Genomic DNA, 21,306 nt, shown 5'->3' with positions numbered 1-21,306 from the left:
AAATCATTGTTGTAAACCGCCATCTGCTGCGGAACACAACAATGATTGTCAAGCAAGCTTATTGCCAAGCATTCATTACTTTAGAAATGTAGCGCTGTGTTTCCTGCGGCAGCAGCTGAAGCCGCTCCTGCAGCTGCTCTTCTGTACGGATGCCAAGCCGGTCTACCCGGCCAGGCCCTGCGTTGTAGGCAGCAAGCGCAAGAGGCGCCTGTCCATCATATTTGCGAAGCAGCATCGCCAAATATCTCGTTCCGCCCTCTATATTCTGAACAGGATCAAAAGAATCGGCTACGCCAAGTCCTCTTGCCGTTCCATCCATGAGCTGCATCAGCCCCTTGGCCCCGGCGTGGGAAACAATAGCGGCATTATAGCCGGATTCCACCTGAATCACAGCGTGAATAAGATCAGAGTCTATATTATACTTAAGTGCAGCCTGTTCGATAATCGAATCATACTTCGTTTCTTCGCGAGGTGTCCTGTCTGATATGCCTAACTGATTCAAATGCGTCCACAAAGGATTATAGCTGCTTAAGCCGCTCATTCCGTTCAAGCCGGGGCTTGCTTCAGAATAACGATTCATTATGCTGCTAGTGCTGTTATTCCAAACAGAAGGCTGCTGAGACATCTCGCTGCCCAGCATCATTTGAAACAATGAGGCTATGCCAGTGCCGCTGTCCTGCCCTTGCTGATTGGAAGCAGATAAAAAATTGACGCTTGGCGTCATGTATTGCAGCAGCAATGATTTCATGATGCGCGGATCCATGCCGATGTCCATGCTCAAATCTTATATCTCCCCTCAAGTGCTTATCCATTCGACAATTAATGATACTATTGTACTTGTTTTAGGGTGAAACATCTAGTCGCTATTCTGAAATTTCTATTTTAATTGGCGACCATTCGCCTATAACCGTTTGCCCATGAACCGATGTGCTTCCCTCCGGAGAGAGATCCTTCTCTGTCATAATGCCCAGAGCAACGGTGAACTGATTGAACTGGACCGGAACGTCGCGCTCCCGGCGAATCTCTTCGCCGTTCAGGTAAAAGACAATCTCGTTGCGTTCTTTGCTGTACGTAATTTTGTACGTGTTGAATTCATGCTTTTTATAGTTCGTATCCTCTTTGAAGATGCAAAAATACTTGGTCTTGCCTGTATTTGGCACTTCTACACCTGGGAATGGCAGTATTGCATATACACTTGCGTACTTGTCATTGCCGGCAAAGAAATCAAGTGCCGCGCCAGTTGTAAAATCAAGCAAATTCAAGGATACGTATCCGTCATACAAATCGTTAGGCGCCGTTCCCCGCGTTCTTGCTCTCATTTGCAGCTCAAAGCTTATTTCTCCTGCTTCCGGCACGATTACAGGCTCTGCCGAATAATACATATGCTTGGCATTGTCCAAAATTTGAATTTGATCATTGGCGCGGCTTAACAAAGCTCTTACATATAATATGCCATTGCGTACAATAACAACGGCTTCTGGCTCCCGATATTCCCAAAAAGATCCGTCTGGAAGCTGAAATCCGCCCATCTTCCATACTTTTCCTTCCTCAAGAATCGTATCAAAATCTCCTAGTACCCATTGCTTTTCCATTTATGTCCACTCTCCTGACTGATCTAGATCCTCTATTATCTTGTAATGAATAATATTATTTTAATGAATAATTAAAGCTTGTACAATAAGCGCCACTATCATTATGGCACCGCATCGAATCGCCGCTTGCAGCGAGGCGCCCATAAGCGGAATATAGGCTTTCGCTTCATTACCGTTGCCCAATCTGCCGTAAACCATATATAAAGGAATAGCAGTTACAAGTCCAATTAAGCTGTAAGGTGGCAGTGTACCGTATAGTACACAAACGATTAAAGCCAAGTAGGCCAGCGCCAGCAAAAGCTTAGAGAACGAAAGCGCACGCTGCTCGCCCCAAACGACAACAAGTGTTTTTTTGCCTGCCTGCTTGTCCGCCTGCCAGTGTAAAAAGTGATGGTTGAACAAAATTAGCGTTGTAAGCAAGCCGATGGGAAGCGACAGCAAAAAAGCATCCAAATCAAGCGTTGAGGTTTGCACATAATAAGCGCCGGCAACAGGCAGTACGCCAAAGGACAGCAAGATGGCAATCTCGCTATAGCCTTTCCCTCGATAGCCGAATCTTATCGGAGGCGCTACATAAAAATAAGCGATCAAGCCCCCCAGAAGGCCAAACACAAACGCCCAAAAACCGCTGGTAAAGCTAAGAATAATGCCGCAAGCTGCAGCGACGGCAAGCAGCAGCCAAGTAACTGCTTTAAAACGCTGTATGCTCCATGTGCCGTTAGTTAAAAATCCGGAGTTGGTCGATATAGCATCGACACTTTCCTTTGCTTTGGAATCCGTGCCATTTTTATAATCCCATAAATCATTGACCATATTGGAAAATAAATGGGCTGCGCTCGCGCCAAGCAGCGTAATAATAAATAAAACAATATTAAATTGCCCCTTCCAGGCCCACGCTCCAAGCGCGCCAAGAATGACGGGAATTAACATGACAGGAATAACTTTAAATCTTGAGGCGCGCAGAAACTGTTTAAACATATGAAGTCACTGCCTTTCTGTTACTGTAAGCATTATAAATATAATAAAAATCGTCATAAGATCATCTTAAGCTCGTGAAATCGACTTGTAAAGACTCGATAATCGATGAGAATACTGATGATAGTCGAACATTTAGACCTAATTTGACCAATTTAAGCCCGTTGAAGGTCCTTTTGAGAGTTGTCATACAGGCGACAATTTCGTTATAGTTATCAATATATACTTTAAATTTATGGGAAAAGGGTAGTGAGAATCGATAATGGGTATAGGACTTAATATTTTTATGTTCACTCTTCTAATTATACTGACTGCGTTTTTCGTTGCGACAGAGTTTGCAATCGTCAAGCTTCGTACAAGCCGAATCGACCAGATGGTATTAGAGGGACGCAAAAATGCGCTAGCCGTTCAAAAAGTAACGAGCAACATGGACGCTTACTTGTCAGCTTGTCAGCTCGGTATTACAATTACGGCACTTGGGCTAGGTTTTCTTGGAGAGCCGACGGTTAATAAATTGTTAACCCCTGTGTTCGCCAATCTTGAGCTCAACAGCAAGCTTAGCGGGGTTCTATCTGTCACCATCGCCTTCGTATTTACAACCTTTCTGCACGTTGTTGTAGGTGAGCTAGCACCTAAAACCTGGGCGATCCAAAAAGCAGAGTTTATTAGCTTGCATACGGCCAAGCCATTAATATTTTTCTACAAGCTGATGTTTCCATTTATTTGGGCGCTTAACGGGTCAGCTAACGCGCTCGTTCGTTTCTTCGGGCTAAAGCCTGCCAAAGAGCATGAGGAAGCGCATTCCGAGGAAGAGATACAAATTATTTTGAATGAAAGCTATCAAAGCGGCAAAATCAACAACACAGAATACGGTTACGTAAGCCGCATCTTCGCTTTTGATGAGCTGTTAGCCAAAGAAATTATGGTGCCGCGTACAGATATGATCTGTTTGTACACCAACAATACACTGAAAGAAAATTTGGAGATTATCCGCAAGGAGCAATATACCAGATTTCCAGTAGCGCTTGAAAGCAAAGACAACATTGTAGGGATGCTGAACACGAAGCAGTTATTTCTTGAGTATGATTCCAATAAGGAATTGGATTTCAAAAAATTGATCCATCCGGTTTTAACCGTTTCGGAGGTTACTCCGGTCAAAATGCTCCTCAAAAGGATGCAGCAGGAGCGTGTCCATATTGCGATTTTGGTTGACGAATATGGCGGCACCTCTGGACTTATAACAATCGAAGATATTTTAGAAGAAATTGTAGGCGAAATTCGCGACGAATTCGATGCCGACGAAAGGCGCGAAATCGAATTGCTCGCTGAAAATTGTTATTTATTAGACGGAAAAGTGCTGCTGGATGAGTTGACTGAGCTTACTGGACTTGGCTTTGAGGATGAGGATGTAGATACGATCGGCGGCTGGCTGTACAGCAAAATTACCGAGCCTAAGCCTGGCAAGGAGATGCAGTTCCATCACCTCAAGTTCATTATTCGCGAAACGAGCAAAAACCGAATCCGCAAAGTTGAAATGCAGATTTCCCCTCCTGAGCTGGAAGGCGAAATTGCATAAAATAAAACCGTACCCCTCTGTATAAGTGGCGGTACGGTTTTTTATTAAAAATTTAAGAAAGTATAAGTTTTTGTAACCTTATAGCTGTTCTTATATTTCATCGGTAACGCGCCTAGTCCAAAGGACGGCGGAGCCGTTTATCCTTGTTTAAGTGACTATCTGCCTAATCAGAATAGTTGTGGAACCCCTTTGGACTTTGTAAATGCCATCCACTTCCGTTCCATTTACCATTTGATCCCACTCCAGTGCCATCCGATCCGCCCAGTACCATCCTCTTCCGTCGCAGTTGCCGAGTCCATGATTCGATAGCTTCTAGCCGGTCAGTCGTTCCGTTATTATGCCCAAATTCGTAGTTTTAAGGTAGCAAGTGGACAGACGATCCGTTATTGACCCATAAACCGCAGAGAAAGCCCCGTTTGAAGACGAATAGCGGAATGTGTGACCGCGAAATTAAAAAAATAGCGGTTTTAAGGCAAATAACGGAACGTGTGACCAAGTCGATCCATTCTTTATATCGCGAAATGTGCCAACTAAAAGTAGTTTAAGGTGCACCCACCCGTTCTGTATGATATTTCATACCCAATTGTTTTTTTCAGAGCATGTCAGGAATCCAGCAATAAAAAGCGGTCCCTTTTTGAAGGGAGCTTTTTACAGTAATAATGCCGCCCATAAGCTGGCTGAAGCGCTGGCTAATGGCAAGCCCCAATCCAGTCCCTCCATACTTTCTTGTCATGGAGGCATCTGCTTGTGTAAAAGGCTCAAACAGCTTGCCCAAATGCTCCACGGTCATGCCGATTCCGGTATCCTCAACAAGAAACGTATATCCAGGCTGATTCCCTCTTGTTTCCCTATACACCGTAAAGGCAATGTCGCCGCCCGCATCCGTAAACTTGTTAGCATTGCTTAGCAAATTAATCAAAATCTGCCTTAGCTTCATGCTGTCTACCGTTATAAAGCCGGTCAGATCAATATTCGTTGTTAAATGATTGCCTTTGGCCGATACTAACGGCCGGATCGTTGTAAGCACGTCCTGCACAATTTCCTGCAGCGAGCACGGCTCAACAAACAGCTCCATTTTGCCCGCTTCAATTTTGGATATATCTAGAATATCATTAATAAGCGCAAGCAAATGGTTGCCTGCGGAGCTGATTTTTCCCAAATCATCAGAAAAAACGGTTTCCCCTATTTCATCTGCTTCTTCCTTGAGCATCTCGCTATAGCCGATTATGGCATTAAGCGGAGTACGCAGCTCGTGGCTCATATTAGCTAAAAATTGGCTCTTCACCAAATTGGCTCGTATCGCTTCGTCATGCGCGGTGGCCAACTGCTCTGTCCTTTTCGCAAGTTCGGACTCAGCTTTAACACGATCCGTTATGTCAGTCCGAATCGATATAAAATGATGCGGCGAACCATCCTCATTCAAGTACGGGACAATCGTCGTATTCATCCAATACTCACTGCCATCCTTGGCGCGATTTTTCACCTCACCCTTCCAGACCTTACCTTGCTTTATCGTATCCCACATATTTTTGAAAAAGTGTTTGGAATGATGGCGTGAATTGATGACTCGATGCGTTTTGCCGATCAGCTCTTCCCGATTATATTTCGATATTTCGCAAAATTTAGTGTTTACATATGTAATAACACCTTTTTCATCGGTTATGGCGACGATCGACGATTCATCAAGCGCATTCTCGATATCGCGCAAATTTTCTACCGTCTGGTCCAGCTGGCTTTCATGCTGCTTGCGCTTCGTAATATCTGAGCCGATGGCAAGGTATTGATAGATAGCTCCCCCCTGATCCGCGAACGGAACAATCTTCAGATCCAGCCAATATTCTGTACCGTCCTTGGCCCGGTTTTTAATATCGCCTTGCCAATGCTCGCCTTCGCGGATCGTTTCCCACATTTGCTTGAACATTGCTGGCGGGTGAAAGTTTGAGTTAAGCAATTTATGCGGTTGACCCAAAAGCTCGCTCGGATTATATTTTGACACCTCGCAAAAATTATCATTTACAAAAGTTATAATGCCGTTTGCATCTGTCATGGAAACGATAAATATTTGCTCGAATGCAGACAGTGCGTGCTTCATATCGATCGAGTTAGTAAACATGTTGTCGGCAGTCCCCTTTTTATACTACATTAAGTCTATTTTCACTGGCAGTTATAGGGCTGTCAAGAAATAGTTTATGCCTGCAAACGAGCTAGCGGCTGAATTTTTAGAAAATTTAAACTTTGAAAAAACGCTTGCAATCATTATAGATTCTGTGTATTATAAATCTTGTGTTCCGAAACGTTAACCACGCCGTTGTAGCTCAACTGGTAGAGCAACTGACTTGTAATCAGTAGGTTGGGGGTTCAAGTCCTCTCGACGGCACCATTTCTTATCGGGACGTAGCTCAGCTTGGTAGAGCACCTGGTTTGGGACCAGGGGGTCGCATGTTCAAATCGTGTCGTCCCGACCATAGTTGATTAGAATGGTTTTTTACATAACTGAAAGGACATTTCCACTAGGAAATGTCCTTTTTTCTTAGAACAAGGATAAATGGCTCCGAATTATTAGAACTTATTCTAATGCGGCCACCCATTCGAGTTGACTTACTTCGTCGCAAAGTATACCGAGCAATGAAGAACTTCTAAGGGTTGCCACAAACGCTATTCGTGCAAAAATGACAGCTTGAATTTTCTAACGGTTGATATTGTGCTTAATTTCCCAAAAATCATTGGTTTTGCTCGAGAAATGGTACAATAGCGCTCGTGGCAACCGTTACATGCTTAAATGAGCTAAAATAATCGAAATAGCCCCTATGGCAACCGTTAGCGTAATTTCGGAAATTGATTACAGGGTACGTTTTGATGTGCCGTGTAAAAGACACCTCTTCTATGCATATATGCCGATTTTCGCTCTGCGAAAGTTGAGCTATAAATTCTTTTAAACAAGGATAAACGGCTCTGCTGTCCTTTGGACAGGCGGGTTTACCGATGAAATATAAGAACAGGTATAAGATAAAATTTATACTTTCTTATATTTTTAAGAAGAAACGCTGCAGCCTATATAAAGACACAACGTCTCTTCTTATTTATTAACGGTCAGCTTGCATACCTTCATCTTCTTCAGGATCCTTCGGATATTCAATTGCATCCCATTTTTTCGAATAGGCTTTACTTATAGCAAACAAGGTCAGGCCGCAAATAATAACAGCTACTAGTCCCATTACGATCCATACCTTTAGTGGCACTTCCATTCTTTTCACTCCTTTAGCTGCAAACAATGGCAACTACCACTATAACATTATTTCACGCAAATGGGCAGTATCGTTCAGTCAATCGGCGCGAGCCTTGCCTCGATTTCTGAGCGGCGCTGCTCAAGGAATGGCGGCAAATCAAGCGAACGGCCCATATCTTCAACTGGAGAATCAATTGTGAAGCCAGGTCCATCGGTTGCTATTTCAAACAGAATGCCGTTCCCTTCTCTGAAATACAAGCTTTGAAAATAAAACCGGTCTATAACACCTGACGTATCATAGCCGCGCTCTCTCACTTTTTGCTCCCAATAGCGAAGTTCCTGCTCATCCTTTACTCTAATCGCCAAATGATGAATGCTGCCTTTGCCTGGACGCTCAACAGCGCCATCCTGCTGCACGATTATAATTTCGCCGAATGACTCGCCAGCTGCAGACTGCAAAATTGCAGATTGCTCATCCTGAGCTTTTACCTGATAGCCAAACATTTCAGTTAGCATAGAAGAAAGCTTCTGCATATTTTTCACCGTAATTTCTACAGTCCCCATTCCCATAATGCGATGTTCTTGCACTACAGAAGATCCATCCCACTGCTGCCAATGTGCTGGAACGGGCTCACCGTTATTGTTAATGATCGCCAAACGCAAACCTTCATGATCTTCAAACAAAATAGCATCACGGCCAGCAAAAGCAGTAATATCACTGTGCTGTACGCCGAACTGCTCAAAGCGCCGCTTCCAATAATGCAAGCTTTCATAGGAAGGTACTAAAAGTCCGATACGAGTAATTGCATTCGTCCCCCTTACAGCCTGCGCAAGCATCGGCATCTCAAAAAATGAAAGCTCTGTGCCAGCACTGCCAGTCAGATCACCGTAAAATAAATGATACATAAACGGTGAATCTTGATTCACTGTTTTCTTAACTCTTCTCATCCCTAAAACTTCACTATAAAAACGGTTATTTGTTTTTGCATCCTTCATTAACATAGAAATATGGTGATGGCCTATAATAGTTGTCATTTGTAATTCCCCCTCATATCACTTGATTAGTCAATTGAAATATTAAAAAAAATTACACAGGCGGCAATTTTTTTTTCATACTATGCTTCTGAACTTTCGTTATTAATTGGTACAGCAGTTTCTGCTCGTCACCGGATAACGGGCATTCGAAAAACGAGGATTGGAAAGCTAATTGCTCTGGTATGGCGCGCTGCAGCACAGCTTCTCCCTTATCCGACAAACGGATCGTTTTCGTTTTCCAATCCTGCGTCCGCTCAATATATCCTTCTCTTTCCAGCCGGGCCAGCATTCTAGAAATACCGCCTTGAGTGACGATGATTTTCTCTGCAAGCTCTGTCTGGGTCAGGGGCTGATAGACTTGAATTTGCAGCAAGCAATCGAACTGGGCAGTTGTCAGACCGAAGCGGCTAAGAAAATCATTTGATAACTGATTGCTTTGATTTGCGAACCTCATAATACGCAGCCAAGTTAACGAGCCAATCGTATTATTTTTCATCAGCACCCTCCTTTCTGCTTCCGTACCATCACTTTACTACTCAAGTGACATTCTGTCAACTGTTTTAACTCTGCCCCTTTTCTTTTACGCCGCTTACCGCAGCTGTTGGCTGTTTCGCAATCCTCTTCATTCCAAATTGCAAATTATATACAAGCAGCAGCAAAGCTACTACCAAACTCATCACCAGCAATATATTACTGTAAATAGAAGCCGCGGAGTTGCTTACGATCGGATTAAGCGGTGTTACAGTACTATTTTGATCTAAAAACTTGCCTATTACACTCATCGAAATCGCTCCGGAAATAAAATTCATCATAGAAAATAATCCCATTCCGACGCCAATTTGTGTTTTTGATAAAGTTCTGGAAATCGTATTGGACATCGCAATTTGCATAAAGGTCAGACCTATATTGCCTGAAATTAAAATAATGGCGATAACATAAGGCGATGCACCGACGAAACTAGACAAAAGAAGGAAGCAAAGCAGCATACTGGAGCCGGCTAGCATAACGAGAAAGCCATTGCCGCGCTCATCAGCGATACGCCCTCCTCGGCGTCCAAGCATAGAAGCGCATAGCGCCGCAGGAAACAAAACGAAGCCGATGCTTCCTGGAGTAAGACCATTTACCGCAGACAAAAACTGCGGGGTCATAAAGGAAAGGCCGAAGTTCATCGATGTTGCAAAAAATGCAATTGCAAGGCCGATCGAGTAGCTTCTATTCGCAAATAAAGCAGGCTCGATAAATGGATTTTTTGAACTCTTAATACGAATAAAGAACAGTACAAACAAGATTAATGCTCCCGCGAGCAGCAGCAGACTGCCCTGTGTAATCGTTAAAAGGAGCATCGCAATGGCTCCGCCCAGCAATATGCCGCCGATAAGGTCGAAGGAGCTCTTTTGACCGCCTGAATCATTCAAATATTTACGGAAGAACGGCAGCGTGGCTAATGAAATCATTGAAAATAAAAACAATATTCGCCAGCTTCCAAAATTTGAAATCATTCCGGCAACTATCGGTCCCAGGGCGCTCCCCAGCGCAAGGCCCATCGCCGTAGTGCCTAGTGCGCGGCCTCGTTTTTCAGGAGCAAAATACCTTACCGGAATAATCATGGCAGTCGCGGGCATTACAGAAGCGCCGGCTGCTTGCAGAATTCGGCCGGCCACTACCATCCAGTAATCCACAGCAAACATTCCTACTACTGAGCCAAATGCGAAAATAATAAGGCCTATCGTCAGCAAATCTTTAAGGCTGTAACGGTCTGCCAACTTGCCGAATATAACGGAGCCGATGGCGTATAGCACCATGTAGCTCGTCATAACCCAGCTCACCTGAGACGGCAGCAGCTCAAATTCTTTTCCGATCATCGGCAATGCGACGTTGAACATCGTGCCGTTCATAACTGAAAAAATTAAAGCGAAGACAAGTACTTTCAACAGCCGATCTGCATGTTTTATTTCATGTCCATTCATATCCTTCACCCTCTGCTTTCTTGATTAAAGTGCAAACTTGTACTAATCCAGTTATAATAAAATTATGAATTGAAATGAAAGGAGAACTGGAACTTGCCTTCCAATGAAAGCCATTCGCAAGCTGTCGATATTTTACACTACCTGGCACGATCAGCGCATTTCATTAGGCGTGAATTCAAAGCGGAGCTGGCAACGCTGAATTTGCCATTTACGATTTCGGGGCCGCGCCTGAGACTGCTTTCTACTGTTCACAATGCCGGACAAATCCGCATGAATGAGCTGGCCGCTAAGCTGGGCATTCAAGCTCGGACGGTTACTGACTTTGTCGACGGTTTGGAGAAAGAAAATTTGATCATCCGTTTGCCGGATCCTACTGATCGGCGCGCCATACTAGTCAAATTAACTCCTCAGGCTGAGGAGCATTTGGATAAAGCTTTAGCGAAACAGGCTGAAGCTGCTGAGCTGCTGCTGCAAAATCTGAATGAAAAGCAGCGAAGCGAGCTGTTGGCACTGCTTATGCAATTAATATCAACGAGCGACTTAACGAATCCTAGCGTCGACCATCTGCTATCCTAGCCATATGAGCCGCTATGCACAAGTATGCTTGCACGACTATGCAGCAAAGCTTGCGAATAATTACTGAGGTTACTCACTATGTGCTTACACACTTAAATATAGCGTGTTCATGACAAAAGGTCAATCCACTTCTCAATGGATTGACCTTTGTATAATTATGACACATAAATTCTTTCTACCCGCTCCCCAATTCGGCAGAACACTTCATTCGTTATCGTATTGCAGCGCCGCGCAATCTGTCCAGCTGTAATCTGTTCATCGCCGTCATGCCCTATAAAAGTAACGATATCGCCTGGCTGGACGCCATCAATAGCTGATACATCGAGCATCATTTGATCCATGCAAATATTTCCCGAAATTGCCGCTCTCTGCCCTTTTACAAGCGCAAACCCACCACTTTCAAACAGCTCGCGCGGTATGCCATCCGCGTATCCGATCGATACTGTTGCAATTCGGCTGCCTTTGGCAGCAAAGTAATTTCCCCCGTAGCTGATTGTGCTGTCTTCATCTATATTTTTTATTACCGTAATCGTCGCCTTCAAGGATAACGCCGGCTTTAAATCTACTTTTTTCTGCACAAGGTCCTCATCACGGCCAAGAACGCCAAACAATGCAATGCCAGGGCGAGCCAAATCACAACGCAGCTCCGGATAATTCAATATTCCATAGCTGCTTTGCATATGAAGCTTTCCAGGCTCGATGCCCGCTTCTTTTAATGAATCAATAACCGTATAGAATCTTCTAATTTGTTGATCGGTATAAGCAATATCTTTTTTGCTTGTGCTGTCAGGGGCCGATAGATGAGTATAGGTTCCCGTTATGTTCAAGTACTTGAGCCTATACAGGCTTTTAATACTTTCGGCATGCAAATAGGACTCGCCCACTCTGCCCATGCCTGTGTCTATTTTAATATGCACATCGAGCGTTTTCTTATAGCTATTCAACAGCTGCGCGTATTGAACATCCAGAACGGTCTGCGTCAATCGGTAGCGTCTAAGCTCATCGAATTGCTCTGGCTGCGTATAGCCCAAAATTAATATATCGCCTTTGATTCCGCCTTCTCGCATTTTAATCGCCTCTGTAATAGTAGCAACGGCAAAATGCGTAATACCTGCATCTGTAAGAGCATGTGCAGCTTCCACACTTCCGTGACCGTAGCCATTCGCTTTTAAAACGGCAATTATTCCACATCCGCTTGGCAATATCCGGCTTAGCTCCATCGCATTATGCTTAATATGCGTTACATTTATTTCAGCCCACGCTCTTCTATTAGGTACGGACGGCTCTGCTCGCTTGCCTGCAAACTTTGTAATTACAGCAGCTAAAGCAAACGACAATACAACCACTGCCATATAATGCAAAATACTATTAGTTACGAACAAATTAGTTGTGCCTGTTACTTTCGCAGCACCTCTGACGATAATAATCGCTAATGGATGCAAAATATAAATCCAAGTGCTAAGCTGCCTAAAGGACACATAGTTGCGCACGTCTAGCTTTAATAATAAATGGACGAGAAAATATACGACAGGCACTAAAAAAATATACATGCTGTCATGTCTTGGGAACTCGGAGTAATGAAGCAATACTCCTTCCAGCACCATAATAAACGTACATATTATTAAAAAGCCCGCATTCGTATTTACATCAAATATAGCTTTCGGCCGCTTTGCCGTCCAAGCTCCCATCGCAATAAACAGCGGTGCGAAAAACAAACCGTTTCGAGTATAATCAAATATTTTAAACAATATATCATAACTGGCTTGCAAGGCTGAGCTCTGTACGGATACCCCATAGTAACTATCGCCAAACAAACCAACAATATATAAGCCGCCTGTAATTGCCATTATGAATGCGAACGGCAGTCTATGATATAAGAAAGCTACAATATATACGCCAATAATTAAAGCTGGAAAATACCATAAATGATACAAGGTGCCATCGAATATGAAATCCTTCACAAGTGAATACCATGTAAAATCTGTACTAAAGTAACCTGCGTATATATTAACTGGAATATAGATCGCAACTGCTATTGCATACAGCTTTAATATACGCCATATATACTTGTTCACTATGCTGCGATCCTGCTTGCGTCTGCCGCTTAATTTCCCAAATAGAAAAAAACCTGCTGCCATAAAGAAAAAAGGTACAGCTACTCGCGCAATAATGCCGGTCAGCAAAAAATCTCCATACTCTGAATAAGTAGTTAACGGCCCTGTATGAATAGCTATAACAAACAGAGCCGCAATAAGCTTGAAGATATCAATAGCGCCATAGCTTTGCTTTGCGTTCAATTGTTTCACTGCCTTTTCCAATGAGCTATTGTAACGATAAACCCATCTACATTATTTCCCGAAGTAGTATAGCTGACCTGTTCTGGAATCATTACTTCCGTCTCAGCACCCGTCGAAGCGATATAGTAAATTTCATAAATACAGCTCCCCTGCTCAATAAATAAATGCTTTTGATTGCTTTCAAATTGCTTAAGATACAAAATATATTCCTCTAAGCAAAAATCTTGCTTCTCCATCAGCATCGCATGCGGAATACCGACGTAGCGATAATGCCATGGCTCGCATGAAATTCGGGTTATACTTGTTTTGCTTTCCTTGTATCGCTGCACGAAGCCATATTTGGCAGCGAGTCTTTTGAAAATTGCGCTTTTCCCTTCATCTGGAAAGGAAGGACAAATATAATCGACCTCCTCCTTGCTTAAACCAACATCAACTGCGAGTCCCGTCTGATGCTCGCTCTCATGAGGCCTCGCCACATAGCTTGCGGCAAACAGCTCTCCGCGCTCTGCTGCCGCTGCTTTACATAGCTCATGCTGCTCGCTGCTGGAGCGGAAACAGCTTACAGCTGCAATATCATCCAGCGCATGGCAGGCCTGCAGCAAAGCCAGCAGCTGCTGCAAGCATTCTGCCTCCAAATACATCATGCGCAATTGTTCAGATTTATGAATATGCGCGCGCGGGACCGGCCGCAAATCCTGCTTCAGACAGCGTATTGGATGGTCTTTATTTACAAGAAGCAAATGCCCTTTATAGATGTCTGAATGTTTCAATCGAATTACAATTTCTTTCGTATCTACAACTTCCATTGCTCATCAGCCTCCACCAAAGCAAGATTCAACAAACGATCAATAATTTCCGAATAGTTCATTCCGCTTTTTTGCAGCATGTTGGGATAGCGGGAACTAGAGGTAAAGCCAGGGATCGTGTTTACCTCATTGAACACAATTTCCTTCTCCGGCGTAACGAACAGATCTACACGGGCAAAGCCTTGGCAGCCAAGCACCTTATAAATGCGCAGCGCCGTTTCACGCGCGCGTTCAGCCGTGTCGCTATCAATTCGCGCAGGCAGATGAATCTTAGAGCTTTGCAGCGTATATTTTTCTGTAAAATTGAAAAAACCGTCAGTCACTTCAATTTCATCAATTATGCCTACTATCGGCTCCTGATTGCCGAGAACGGCACAGCCGATCTCAAAGCCGGCAATATTTCGCTCAATAACGACCTTATTGTCATGCGCAAATGCTGCTTGAATGCCGGCAATGAGCTCTTCCTTATTCACAGCCTTCGTTATGCCAATAGAGGAACCGGAGCGAACAGGCTTTACATATAGAGGGTATCCCAGCTTCTCTGCTTGCACAGCTGCCTCTGTCGCCGATTCTCCTCGATATACAACGACGGAGCTTGTTACCTTTATCTCTTCTGCTTTCACAAGCGTGTGCGCCATGACCTTGTCCATAGCAACAGCTGAGGAAAGACTGTTGCAGCCTACATAAGGGATGCCTGCGAGCTCCAGCAAGCCCTGTACAGTACCATCCTCGCCGTATTTGCCATGAAGCACCGGAAACACAACATCGACAGGCACAACGTGGAACTCCGTATGTACCAGTTCAACTAACCCTTTTACCTCTCTGCTGGGAGAGATAAATGACGGTATACAGCTCGGATGCTGATGCCAGCTATCCTTTTTTATCTCGTCAATCGAACCGCTGTATCTAAGCCAATTCCCCTCTTTTGTAATGCCAATCATAATCAAGTTATATTTATCCAGATTAATTTGCTCGATTACGGATGCAGCTGATTTTAGTGAAACCTCATATTCGTTGGAGCAGCCACCAAACAATACCGCAACTGATTTCTTACTCATCTCTCCAGCCTCCTGGTCTATACTTCCATATTTCTCTTGTCCTTCTTCCATAAGAATAGAGAAAACAATTTAAAAAAAAGTAGGGTTATTATAAAGAAAACCTTAATAAAGTGACTGTTTTTCTAAATAAAAAGCGTTAAATCTTAAAGTTTCATAAAGAGGAGCAAAAGTTTCAAGGATAAACGGCTCCGCCGTCCTTTGGACAGTGGCGTTTACCGATGAAATTTAGGAACATGTATAAAGTGAAAACATATACTTTCCTGTATTTTAAAAAAAGAACGCCTGTCGGCGTCCTCAAAAAATTCAGTATGCGGGCATAAAAAAAGCTTGATGACACATCCGGAGGGATGGCATCAAGCTCACTTAAAAATGTATCGAACAGTTATGTTGGCACTTTTTCGCTCTTGAGCTTTGTCAAGCTGGCTGGTCTGCTTTGCCTAAACGTTGCTATTGAGAATAACACAAGCGAGCACCAAATAAATATAAAGCTGTAAAGCTGACTGTTTGTAAACGGCTCTTTAAATACAAAAATAGCGAGCAACAGGCTCGTTGTCGGAGCAATGTATTGGATAAAGCCTACGATTGACAATGGCAGCCGCTCTGCAGCTTTCGCGAACCAGAACAAAGGCAATGCGGTAGCAACCCCTGCAAGCAGCAATAGAATGAGCGATGCAGTCGACAACTGACCGATCGTCGCTGTATGGTTGCTGTGTACAAATATCAAATAAAAAAGCGCAATCGGGAACACGATCATCGTTTCCCAAGTAAGGCCCAGCAAAACATCCAGCTTCGCTGCTTTTTTAGCTAACCCGTAGCATGCAAATGATATAGCCAGCGACAAGGCAATCCAAGGCACATGACCATATTGAATAGCCATCCACAGTACACCGATCGCCGCAAGGCCGATAGCTAGCCATTGACCGACATTCAGCCTTTCCTTCAGAAATATAACGGCAAACAAAACGCTAATTAGCGGATTCATATAATAGCCCAGACTCGTCTCCAGCACCTGGTGCTGATTAACTGCCCATATAAAAATGAGCCAGTTCGCACTAATAAACAATGCACATAGCACAACAGCAAGCTTGCTTTTCCAGTCAGCAATTGCAGCTCTCATATGCTTCCAGCGTTTAACCACGGTTACTAAAAGAGCAACAAATATAAAAGACCATAGGATTCGATGCGACAAAATTTCTGGCGCTGACATCGATTCGAACAGTCTCCAATACAAAGGGAGCAATCCCCAGCATAAGTACGTAATTACGGCATACATGATTCCTTTTTTCATGTTACGATCCCTTCTAACTTGCAAATTACGGCCTAAAAATATTTCTATTTTCTACGATTGGACCATTAGACTATAATAGCCCAACAAGCAGCAGCTGCACAATAGAAAATACTTCAATTTACTATAAAAGAAAATGAGGAAGGTGTACTTTGTCGAAAGTATTACTGAGAAAATAAGATGTTTTTCCCGATAATGGTGCGGAGGATGCATTGAATTTCAAGCGATAAATAGTCATAGTTTAATTATAGATGCGATGATAAAGGAGGAGTATGGCGGCTATGGCGCAGCATAAAGAACATTCATGTGATTTTACGCTAGAGGTGTTGGGAGAAGGTGCGGTAACAGCAGTTCCAGACCGTACATTGATTACTTTAGGAACCGTTAGTGAAGGGGTAGAGCTGGAATTGGTCCAGTCTGATAATGCTGCAAAAATGTCCGCGGTTATTGAAGCGCTGGAGCGTTCGGGAATTGCCCGTGATAGCATCAAAACTACGCAGTTTCTAATTGAGCCACAATACGATTATATAGACGGAAAGCAAGAATTCCGCGGATACAAAGTTACCCATCTGCTTCAAGTGACGCTAGACAATATTACAGAGGCTGGACGTTTAATTGATAAGGCCGTTGCAAAAGGGGCGAATGCTGTTACATCGATAGAGTTTGATTCTAGTGAAGCTGCTAAGGCTCAGCAAGAAGCGCTGATTGCCGCTGTGCGTGATGCTGAGGCGAAGGCTGCAGCCATCGCCCAGGCGCTCGGCGTTTCCTTGTCCGCAGTTCCATGCAAGGTTGAGGAAGTTACACGGCCTGAGTCCAGGCCTGTGTTCTTTAAGACGGCAGCTATGCCGCTGGAAAGCGCCTCAAGTCCCATTGAGCCGGGTCAATTGACCTTCAGAGCTGCTGCACGAATTTGGTATATGTATGGCTGAAAAAGAACAGCGTCATCATCATTTCATCGGTGTATAATAAGCATTAATAAAGATCTATCCCTTGACTTTGTTAGAAAGGAAAGCCGGCGGAAGAGCAACCGTCGGCTAGCAAGTTAGGTCACCGATAGGTGACCTAACTTGCCATCTTCGTGTGTAAAAAAACAAGTGATGCTTCCGATATCTATTTAGCCGACTGTCTTCATTGTGGTGCGGTCATTAATGACCGTTAGAACCAAAAAGAAGTTTTTTTGTTGCCTATGCGGACATTTATGACCATTAGAAGAAAATTCCGTCGAATACTCTAGTTTTTTTCTCGCTAACGGACATTTCTGTCCGCTAGAAAGGGAAATTGGCGAAAAATGAGCGCTAACGGTCATTATTGTCCGCAGCATTCGGAGCGATTCGAGCGCAATAGCTGCATCGTACGCCAAACATACAGAACTACGCCATCATCATCCCTGTTACGCATATTTCATGTTACGGCATGGCAGTGCAGTTGTTTCGAGAACTGATTCGTGTTTCGATATACTTATCCACAATTTTAACTGATGCATAATTTCCTAGACAGTGAAAAAAAAAGCCAACCAGAAATCTCTGGTTGACCTAATAATACGAAATGTCCATTTTTATTCTACCGCATTAGTAAAAAAACTGGACGCTCCAGCGGATGATCATTCGGCGCATGCAGCGAAACTAATCGTTCGCCAGCCAACGAAGCAAAGATCATGCCGTGCCCGCCGTTCTCGCCAAATAGCGGCACCTCCTCTTGATGCCATGGCCCTAGAACTTCGCCTGACTCAGATATGGCCCTCCCCATCGCATAGCCCCCCTCGCCTTGGCTTGACCATAGCATGATTAGCCTGCCATCCGTTTCCCGATACAAAAAAGGCCCATCTGTTACATATTCCTTAGCTTCACTTATCGCACGAGCCCAAGGTGCTTCAGACGCTCGAAATAGCATCGTCGGTTCTGCCTGCAAAGCCTTCAAATCAGATGTCAGCGGCGCTGCCCATATCTGGCCGTCTCTCACCTCCAGCCACTCCCGGCAAAAAACAAGCCATGGCTGTTGATCGGAATCGACATACATCGTGCCATCCAAACATTCCCACTCCGCAGGTGTTATCGGTCTTTCCGTATGTGGAACGAAAGGACCAAGCGGAGAGTCCGCATGCAGAATTTGTGTCGCTCTTGGCACATCCTTTGCCTTAAAGCTTGCAAACATATAGTAAGCCCCATTATATTCATGTACCTCGGGCGCCCAATAATCCTGATCTGACCAAAAATGTTCCTCTGGACGAAAAGCGGCGATCGGTCCTTCCCAATTTTCTATATCATCGCTCACATACGCATCAAAGCCTGCTGGTCTTCCCGACCATGCGGTCTCGCCAATTGTTCCATACATCACATATCGATTGTTCTTCATATCTGTTAGAACGAACGGATCTCGAATATGAATATCCTGCAATTTCAACATATTTATCGACCAAACTCCTTCCCGTTCACTTTTACTCCATCACTCATCACTCATTACGCCTTACATCTGCTAGATCGTTAGACAACTGGGCGCCATTGCGTACCATTCCATATTAACAATTTGCTTAGATCGGTATCATAGTACGTCGAGACATATGGAATTAAACGATTTGTTGGACGAGCTGACGTTTTCCCAGAGGTAGGCACAACACCTAGCTTTGTAAATTGAATCCGTTTATTCGGATCTACTGGAAACGCTCGATAAATGTCTTTATCCTCTTGGTAGGTGTACCAAACATAATTATCTAGCTGAACCGTGTATTCGCCAATTGCTTGCTGCGGACGATCAAAAAAAACAAAGCCTTTTGCGTCTGTACGATTCAAACCGCCGACCTTTGCCCCATGCAAATCAGCATTCGGATCATTTAAGCCCTTCACATGGAGCGTTCCCACACGCAAATAAGCTGCAGAGTGCGGCTTGAAGGCTGCACCGATGTCATAAACGCTGTCACCAATCCGAATAATGCTTGTGTTCTGCTGTTCAATTGGAGACAAATATACAGACAAGCTTTCAACAGAGCCTGAGCTGCCATCAAGCGTAATATAGCCCGTATCCGGATTTCGCAGCGTCACACCTTCAATATGAATGGTAGAAGCAGCAAGACCATATACATCCTCTAGCAAAATAGCGGTATTCACCTTTGTATGCTCCACGTTCAGCTGCTGAATGGATACTTCGCTTTCCTCGCCTGTTAATGCGAATGGAATATCAACATTAGGCCGCGAGGACTTTAAGTAGATGTTGTTGAACACATTGCCAGTACGGATATCAGAGGAAAAATCAATGCCGCGATATGAAAAATCCTCAATCTCCAGCGTATCATACGTAACGGAGAATGATTCTGCGCCATTAGGCGAGTAAATGGCAGTTCCTACATCCGAAATACGCACATTGCGAACCGTAGAACCACGCTGCAACGACCACTGTGCAGCCGTATAAATACCAACTCGATCTCCGCTGCCTTCAGCATTTGTAATCAAGCCGGGCTCAAATGACAATTCCAGATCAGCTACTACTGAGCTTCTCCCTGCTCGCAAAATTGGCATCTTCGCATCCGAGCTGCGAGATACTATTTTTGTTACAAACATACCTGAACCTATTAAATTTTGATTCTGAATTTTTAAAGATTCCTCAATGTGATAAACCCCTGCTGGAACAAAAATACTTTTGCCTGTCGCAATCGCTTGTTGAAAAGCAACCGTATCATCTTGACCATCATTTGGAACTGCACCATAATCCACAACGTTTGCATAACCAATATGCGGTCCCTCTTGAGTTGGAATGCTAGCTTTGCCCTTCACAATCGACACATCGTCTATTGCGATGGCGCCACCTTTACGAATCCCCCACTTCACTTGCATATCTGGTGCGGAGCCTGTCTTAAATGTCATTTTTGCAACCTTATAAGTACCCCGATCTGCTACTTCAGCAGCGTCCGCATTCGTCCAAATCGGTGCAGCGCTAGAGCCAAAGTTCATCGCTTTAGATTGATCGCCAGTCCCTGCCATTACATAGAAATAGCTGTCTTGCCCCTCTGGCTGAATCACTTTATATTTGAACATTACGGTATAGACGGTATTCGCAGCCAGTTCTAGCTTTGCTGGATCAGTAGCGAGAAACTCATGCCATTCCTGTTGAACGGTAGCGCTCGCTCCCACTGCATACTTCCCCTGAATCGCCTTTGCTTGCTGCACTAGCGCACCGCTACCTAGAGCTTGAAAAGAAGTCTTCGTTAAATCACCGCTTTCAAAGCCCTCAATAGCTACTGCCGCCGTTTTATTTACCATGACAGGCAGCTTGCCTTCTTTAATAAGCACATCGTCAATAACGATAGCGCCGCCATCCTGTATCCCCCAAAGCATGTTATACAGCCCGTCTCCCGCTGCCTTAAAGCTAGCTTCAGCAAGCCAATAGCCATCCTTCTCTGTTAAACGAACCTGATCTGCGGCAAGCTCTGCTCGATAAGGAATTGTTCCGCCACTCTTAAAGTTAAAGCCCGAAGTCACATCTGCTCCATTCACCTGTTGTTTCATATAAAAATAAAAGAAATTTCCTTCCTGCTCCAAAATCCGATATTTAAAAGAAATCGTATAATCCTTCCCAGCCGTTAGCTGCACACGCTTATTAAGCGAAGCATACTCTGCCCATTGCGTACCTCTAGCGCTTAGCCCCTTGATCGAGCCAGTGCCTGCAATGACTTGGTTAGCTTCTTTCGTCAACGTGCCATAAGGCGTATTCAGCGTATAGAGTGTGCTTGCAATTGCTCCTTCAAATCCTTCTTCGTGCAAAGGCGACGCTGCTTGGTCTGCAGAAACGAAACCGATTGGCGTCATAATAGCAAACATGAATAGAAACGTAGATAGTAATAATTTTTTCATTACCCTTCTCCTCTACTGATCGTTTATTGTAAGCCAGCTGGTTCCTTCCACAGCCTATCCTTGTTTATATTT

Annotated in this window: 17 protein-coding genes and 2 tRNA genes; 5 read left to right on the top strand and 14 right to left on the bottom strand. The window is 44.1% G+C overall.

What is annotated here, in order from left to right:
• Nucleotides 1–58: 58 nt before the first annotated feature.
• From V1L65_RS11490 to V1L65_RS11480, 3 genes are all read right to left on the bottom strand, one after another.
• On the bottom strand, nucleotides 59–775 hold the full coding sequence (locus V1L65_RS11490) for a lytic transglycosylase domain-containing protein (protein WP_331699335.1): 717 nt from the start codon (nucleotides 773–775) through the stop codon (nucleotides 59–61).
• An 88-nt stretch (nucleotides 776–863) separates the two neighbouring features.
• Nucleotides 864–1,592, bottom strand: coding sequence for a DUF6081 family protein (locus tag V1L65_RS11485; protein WP_331699286.1), 729 nt, complete (start codon nucleotides 1,590–1,592; stop codon nucleotides 864–866).
• Nucleotides 1,593–1,652: 60 nt separating this feature from the next.
• Nucleotides 1,653–2,570 carry a prenyltransferase gene (locus tag V1L65_RS11480; RefSeq protein WP_331699285.1) on the bottom strand — a complete coding sequence of 306 codons (918 nt, stop codon included), beginning with the start codon at nucleotides 2,568–2,570 and terminating at the stop codon, nucleotides 1,653–1,655.
• A 259-nt stretch (nucleotides 2,571–2,829) separates the two neighbouring features.
• Between V1L65_RS11480 and V1L65_RS11475 the strand changes: the two genes are divergently transcribed.
• On the top strand, nucleotides 2,830–4,143 hold the full coding sequence (locus tag V1L65_RS11475) for a hemolysin family protein (RefSeq protein ID WP_331699284.1): 1,314 nt from the start codon (nucleotides 2,830–2,832) through the stop codon (nucleotides 4,141–4,143).
• 592 nt (nucleotides 4,144–4,735) lie between these two features.
• Here the strand turns inward: V1L65_RS11475 and V1L65_RS11470 are convergent.
• Complete coding sequence (locus V1L65_RS11470; protein WP_331699283.1) at nucleotides 4,736–6,256, bottom strand: PAS domain-containing sensor histidine kinase; 1,521 nt, start codon at nucleotides 6,254–6,256, stop codon at nucleotides 4,736–4,738.
• A gap of 191 nt (nucleotides 6,257–6,447) precedes the next feature.
• Between V1L65_RS11470 and V1L65_RS11465 the strand changes: the two genes are divergently transcribed.
• Together V1L65_RS11465 and V1L65_RS11460 are read left to right on the top strand one after the other, a co-directional pair.
• A tRNA-Thr gene (locus V1L65_RS11465) sits at nucleotides 6,448–6,523 on the top strand.
• Nucleotides 6,524–6,531: 8 nt separating this feature from the next.
• A tRNA-Pro gene (locus V1L65_RS11460) sits at nucleotides 6,532–6,608 on the top strand.
• A 618-nt stretch (nucleotides 6,609–7,226) separates the two neighbouring features.
• On the opposite strand, the gene V1L65_RS11455 is transcribed toward V1L65_RS11460, so the two are convergent.
• The 4 genes from V1L65_RS11455 to V1L65_RS11440 form a co-directional block, all read right to left on the bottom strand.
• Entirely contained in the window at nucleotides 7,227–7,388 is a 162-nt protein-coding gene (locus V1L65_RS11455; RefSeq protein WP_331699282.1) for a hypothetical protein, read from the bottom strand.
• Nucleotides 7,389–7,462: 74 nt separating this feature from the next.
• Nucleotides 7,463–8,404: a ring-cleaving dioxygenase gene (locus V1L65_RS11450; RefSeq protein WP_331699281.1), complete on the bottom strand. Its 942-nt coding sequence runs from the start codon at nucleotides 8,402–8,404 to the stop codon at nucleotides 7,463–7,465.
• 52 nt (nucleotides 8,405–8,456) lie between these two features.
• On the bottom strand, nucleotides 8,457–8,900 hold the full coding sequence (locus V1L65_RS11445; protein ID WP_331699280.1) for a MarR family winged helix-turn-helix transcriptional regulator: 444 nt from the start codon (nucleotides 8,898–8,900) through the stop codon (nucleotides 8,457–8,459).
• A 64-nt stretch (nucleotides 8,901–8,964) separates the two neighbouring features.
• Nucleotides 8,965–10,371 (bottom strand): MFS transporter, encoded by a 1,407-nt coding sequence (locus tag V1L65_RS11440; RefSeq protein WP_331699279.1) that lies wholly within the window; start codon nucleotides 10,369–10,371, stop codon nucleotides 8,965–8,967.
• A gap of 93 nt (nucleotides 10,372–10,464) precedes the next feature.
• Between V1L65_RS11440 and V1L65_RS11435 the strand changes: the two genes are divergently transcribed.
• Complete coding sequence (locus tag V1L65_RS11435; RefSeq protein ID WP_331699278.1) at nucleotides 10,465–10,947, top strand: MarR family winged helix-turn-helix transcriptional regulator; 483 nt, start codon at nucleotides 10,465–10,467, stop codon at nucleotides 10,945–10,947.
• Between the two features lie 155 nt (nucleotides 10,948–11,102).
• Here the strand turns inward: V1L65_RS11435 and vanT are convergent, their stop codons facing one another.
• The 4 genes from vanT to rarD form a co-directional block, all read right to left on the bottom strand.
• A complete protein-coding gene (gene vanT / locus V1L65_RS11430) occupies nucleotides 11,103–13,253 on the bottom strand; it encodes a serine racemase VanT catalytic subunit (RefSeq protein WP_331699277.1) in 2,151 nt (716 codons plus the stop codon).
• Nucleotides 13,250–14,050 carry a D-alanyl-D-alanine carboxypeptidase family protein gene (locus V1L65_RS11425; protein ID WP_331699276.1) on the bottom strand — a complete coding sequence of 267 codons (801 nt, stop codon included), beginning with the start codon at nucleotides 14,048–14,050 and terminating at the stop codon, nucleotides 13,250–13,252. The genes vanT and V1L65_RS11425 overlap by 4 nt, the downstream gene beginning before the upstream one ends.
• Nucleotides 14,038–15,108, bottom strand: coding sequence for a D-alanine--D-serine ligase VanG (gene vanG, locus V1L65_RS11420; protein WP_331699275.1), 1,071 nt, complete (start codon nucleotides 15,106–15,108; stop codon nucleotides 14,038–14,040). The genes V1L65_RS11425 and vanG overlap by 13 nt, the downstream gene beginning before the upstream one ends.
• A 382-nt stretch (nucleotides 15,109–15,490) precedes the next feature.
• Complete coding sequence (rarD, locus tag V1L65_RS11415; protein WP_331699274.1) at nucleotides 15,491–16,396, bottom strand: EamA family transporter RarD; 906 nt, start codon at nucleotides 16,394–16,396, stop codon at nucleotides 15,491–15,493.
• 278 nt (nucleotides 16,397–16,674) lie between these two features.
• Here rarD and V1L65_RS11410 point away from each other — a divergent pair, with 278 nt between their 5' ends.
• Nucleotides 16,675–17,322 (top strand): SIMPL domain-containing protein, encoded by a 648-nt coding sequence (locus tag V1L65_RS11410; RefSeq protein WP_331699273.1) that lies wholly within the window; start codon nucleotides 16,675–16,677, stop codon nucleotides 17,320–17,322.
• A gap of 631 nt (nucleotides 17,323–17,953) precedes the next feature.
• Here the strand turns inward: V1L65_RS11410 and V1L65_RS11405 are convergent.
• Complete coding sequence (locus tag V1L65_RS11405; RefSeq protein ID WP_331699272.1) at nucleotides 17,954–18,796, bottom strand: glycoside hydrolase family 43 protein; 843 nt, start codon at nucleotides 18,794–18,796, stop codon at nucleotides 17,954–17,956.
• A gap of 77 nt (nucleotides 18,797–18,873) precedes the next feature.
• The gene (locus tag V1L65_RS11400) at nucleotides 18,874–21,234 is read right to left on the bottom strand and encodes a glycosyl hydrolase family 28-related protein (RefSeq protein ID WP_331699271.1); all 2,361 of its coding nucleotides are present in this window, start codon (nucleotides 21,232–21,234) and stop codon (nucleotides 18,874–18,876) included.
• Nucleotides 21,235–21,306 lie beyond the last annotated feature (72 nt).

The sequence above is a fragment of the Paenibacillus sp. IITD108 genome, from assembly GCF_036541265.1.
Taxonomy (GTDB): Bacteria; Bacillota; Bacilli; order Paenibacillales; family Paenibacillaceae; genus Pristimantibacillus.
Note: the sequence above shows the minus strand (reverse complement) of the source record. Positions and strands in the feature narration are given on the sequence as shown.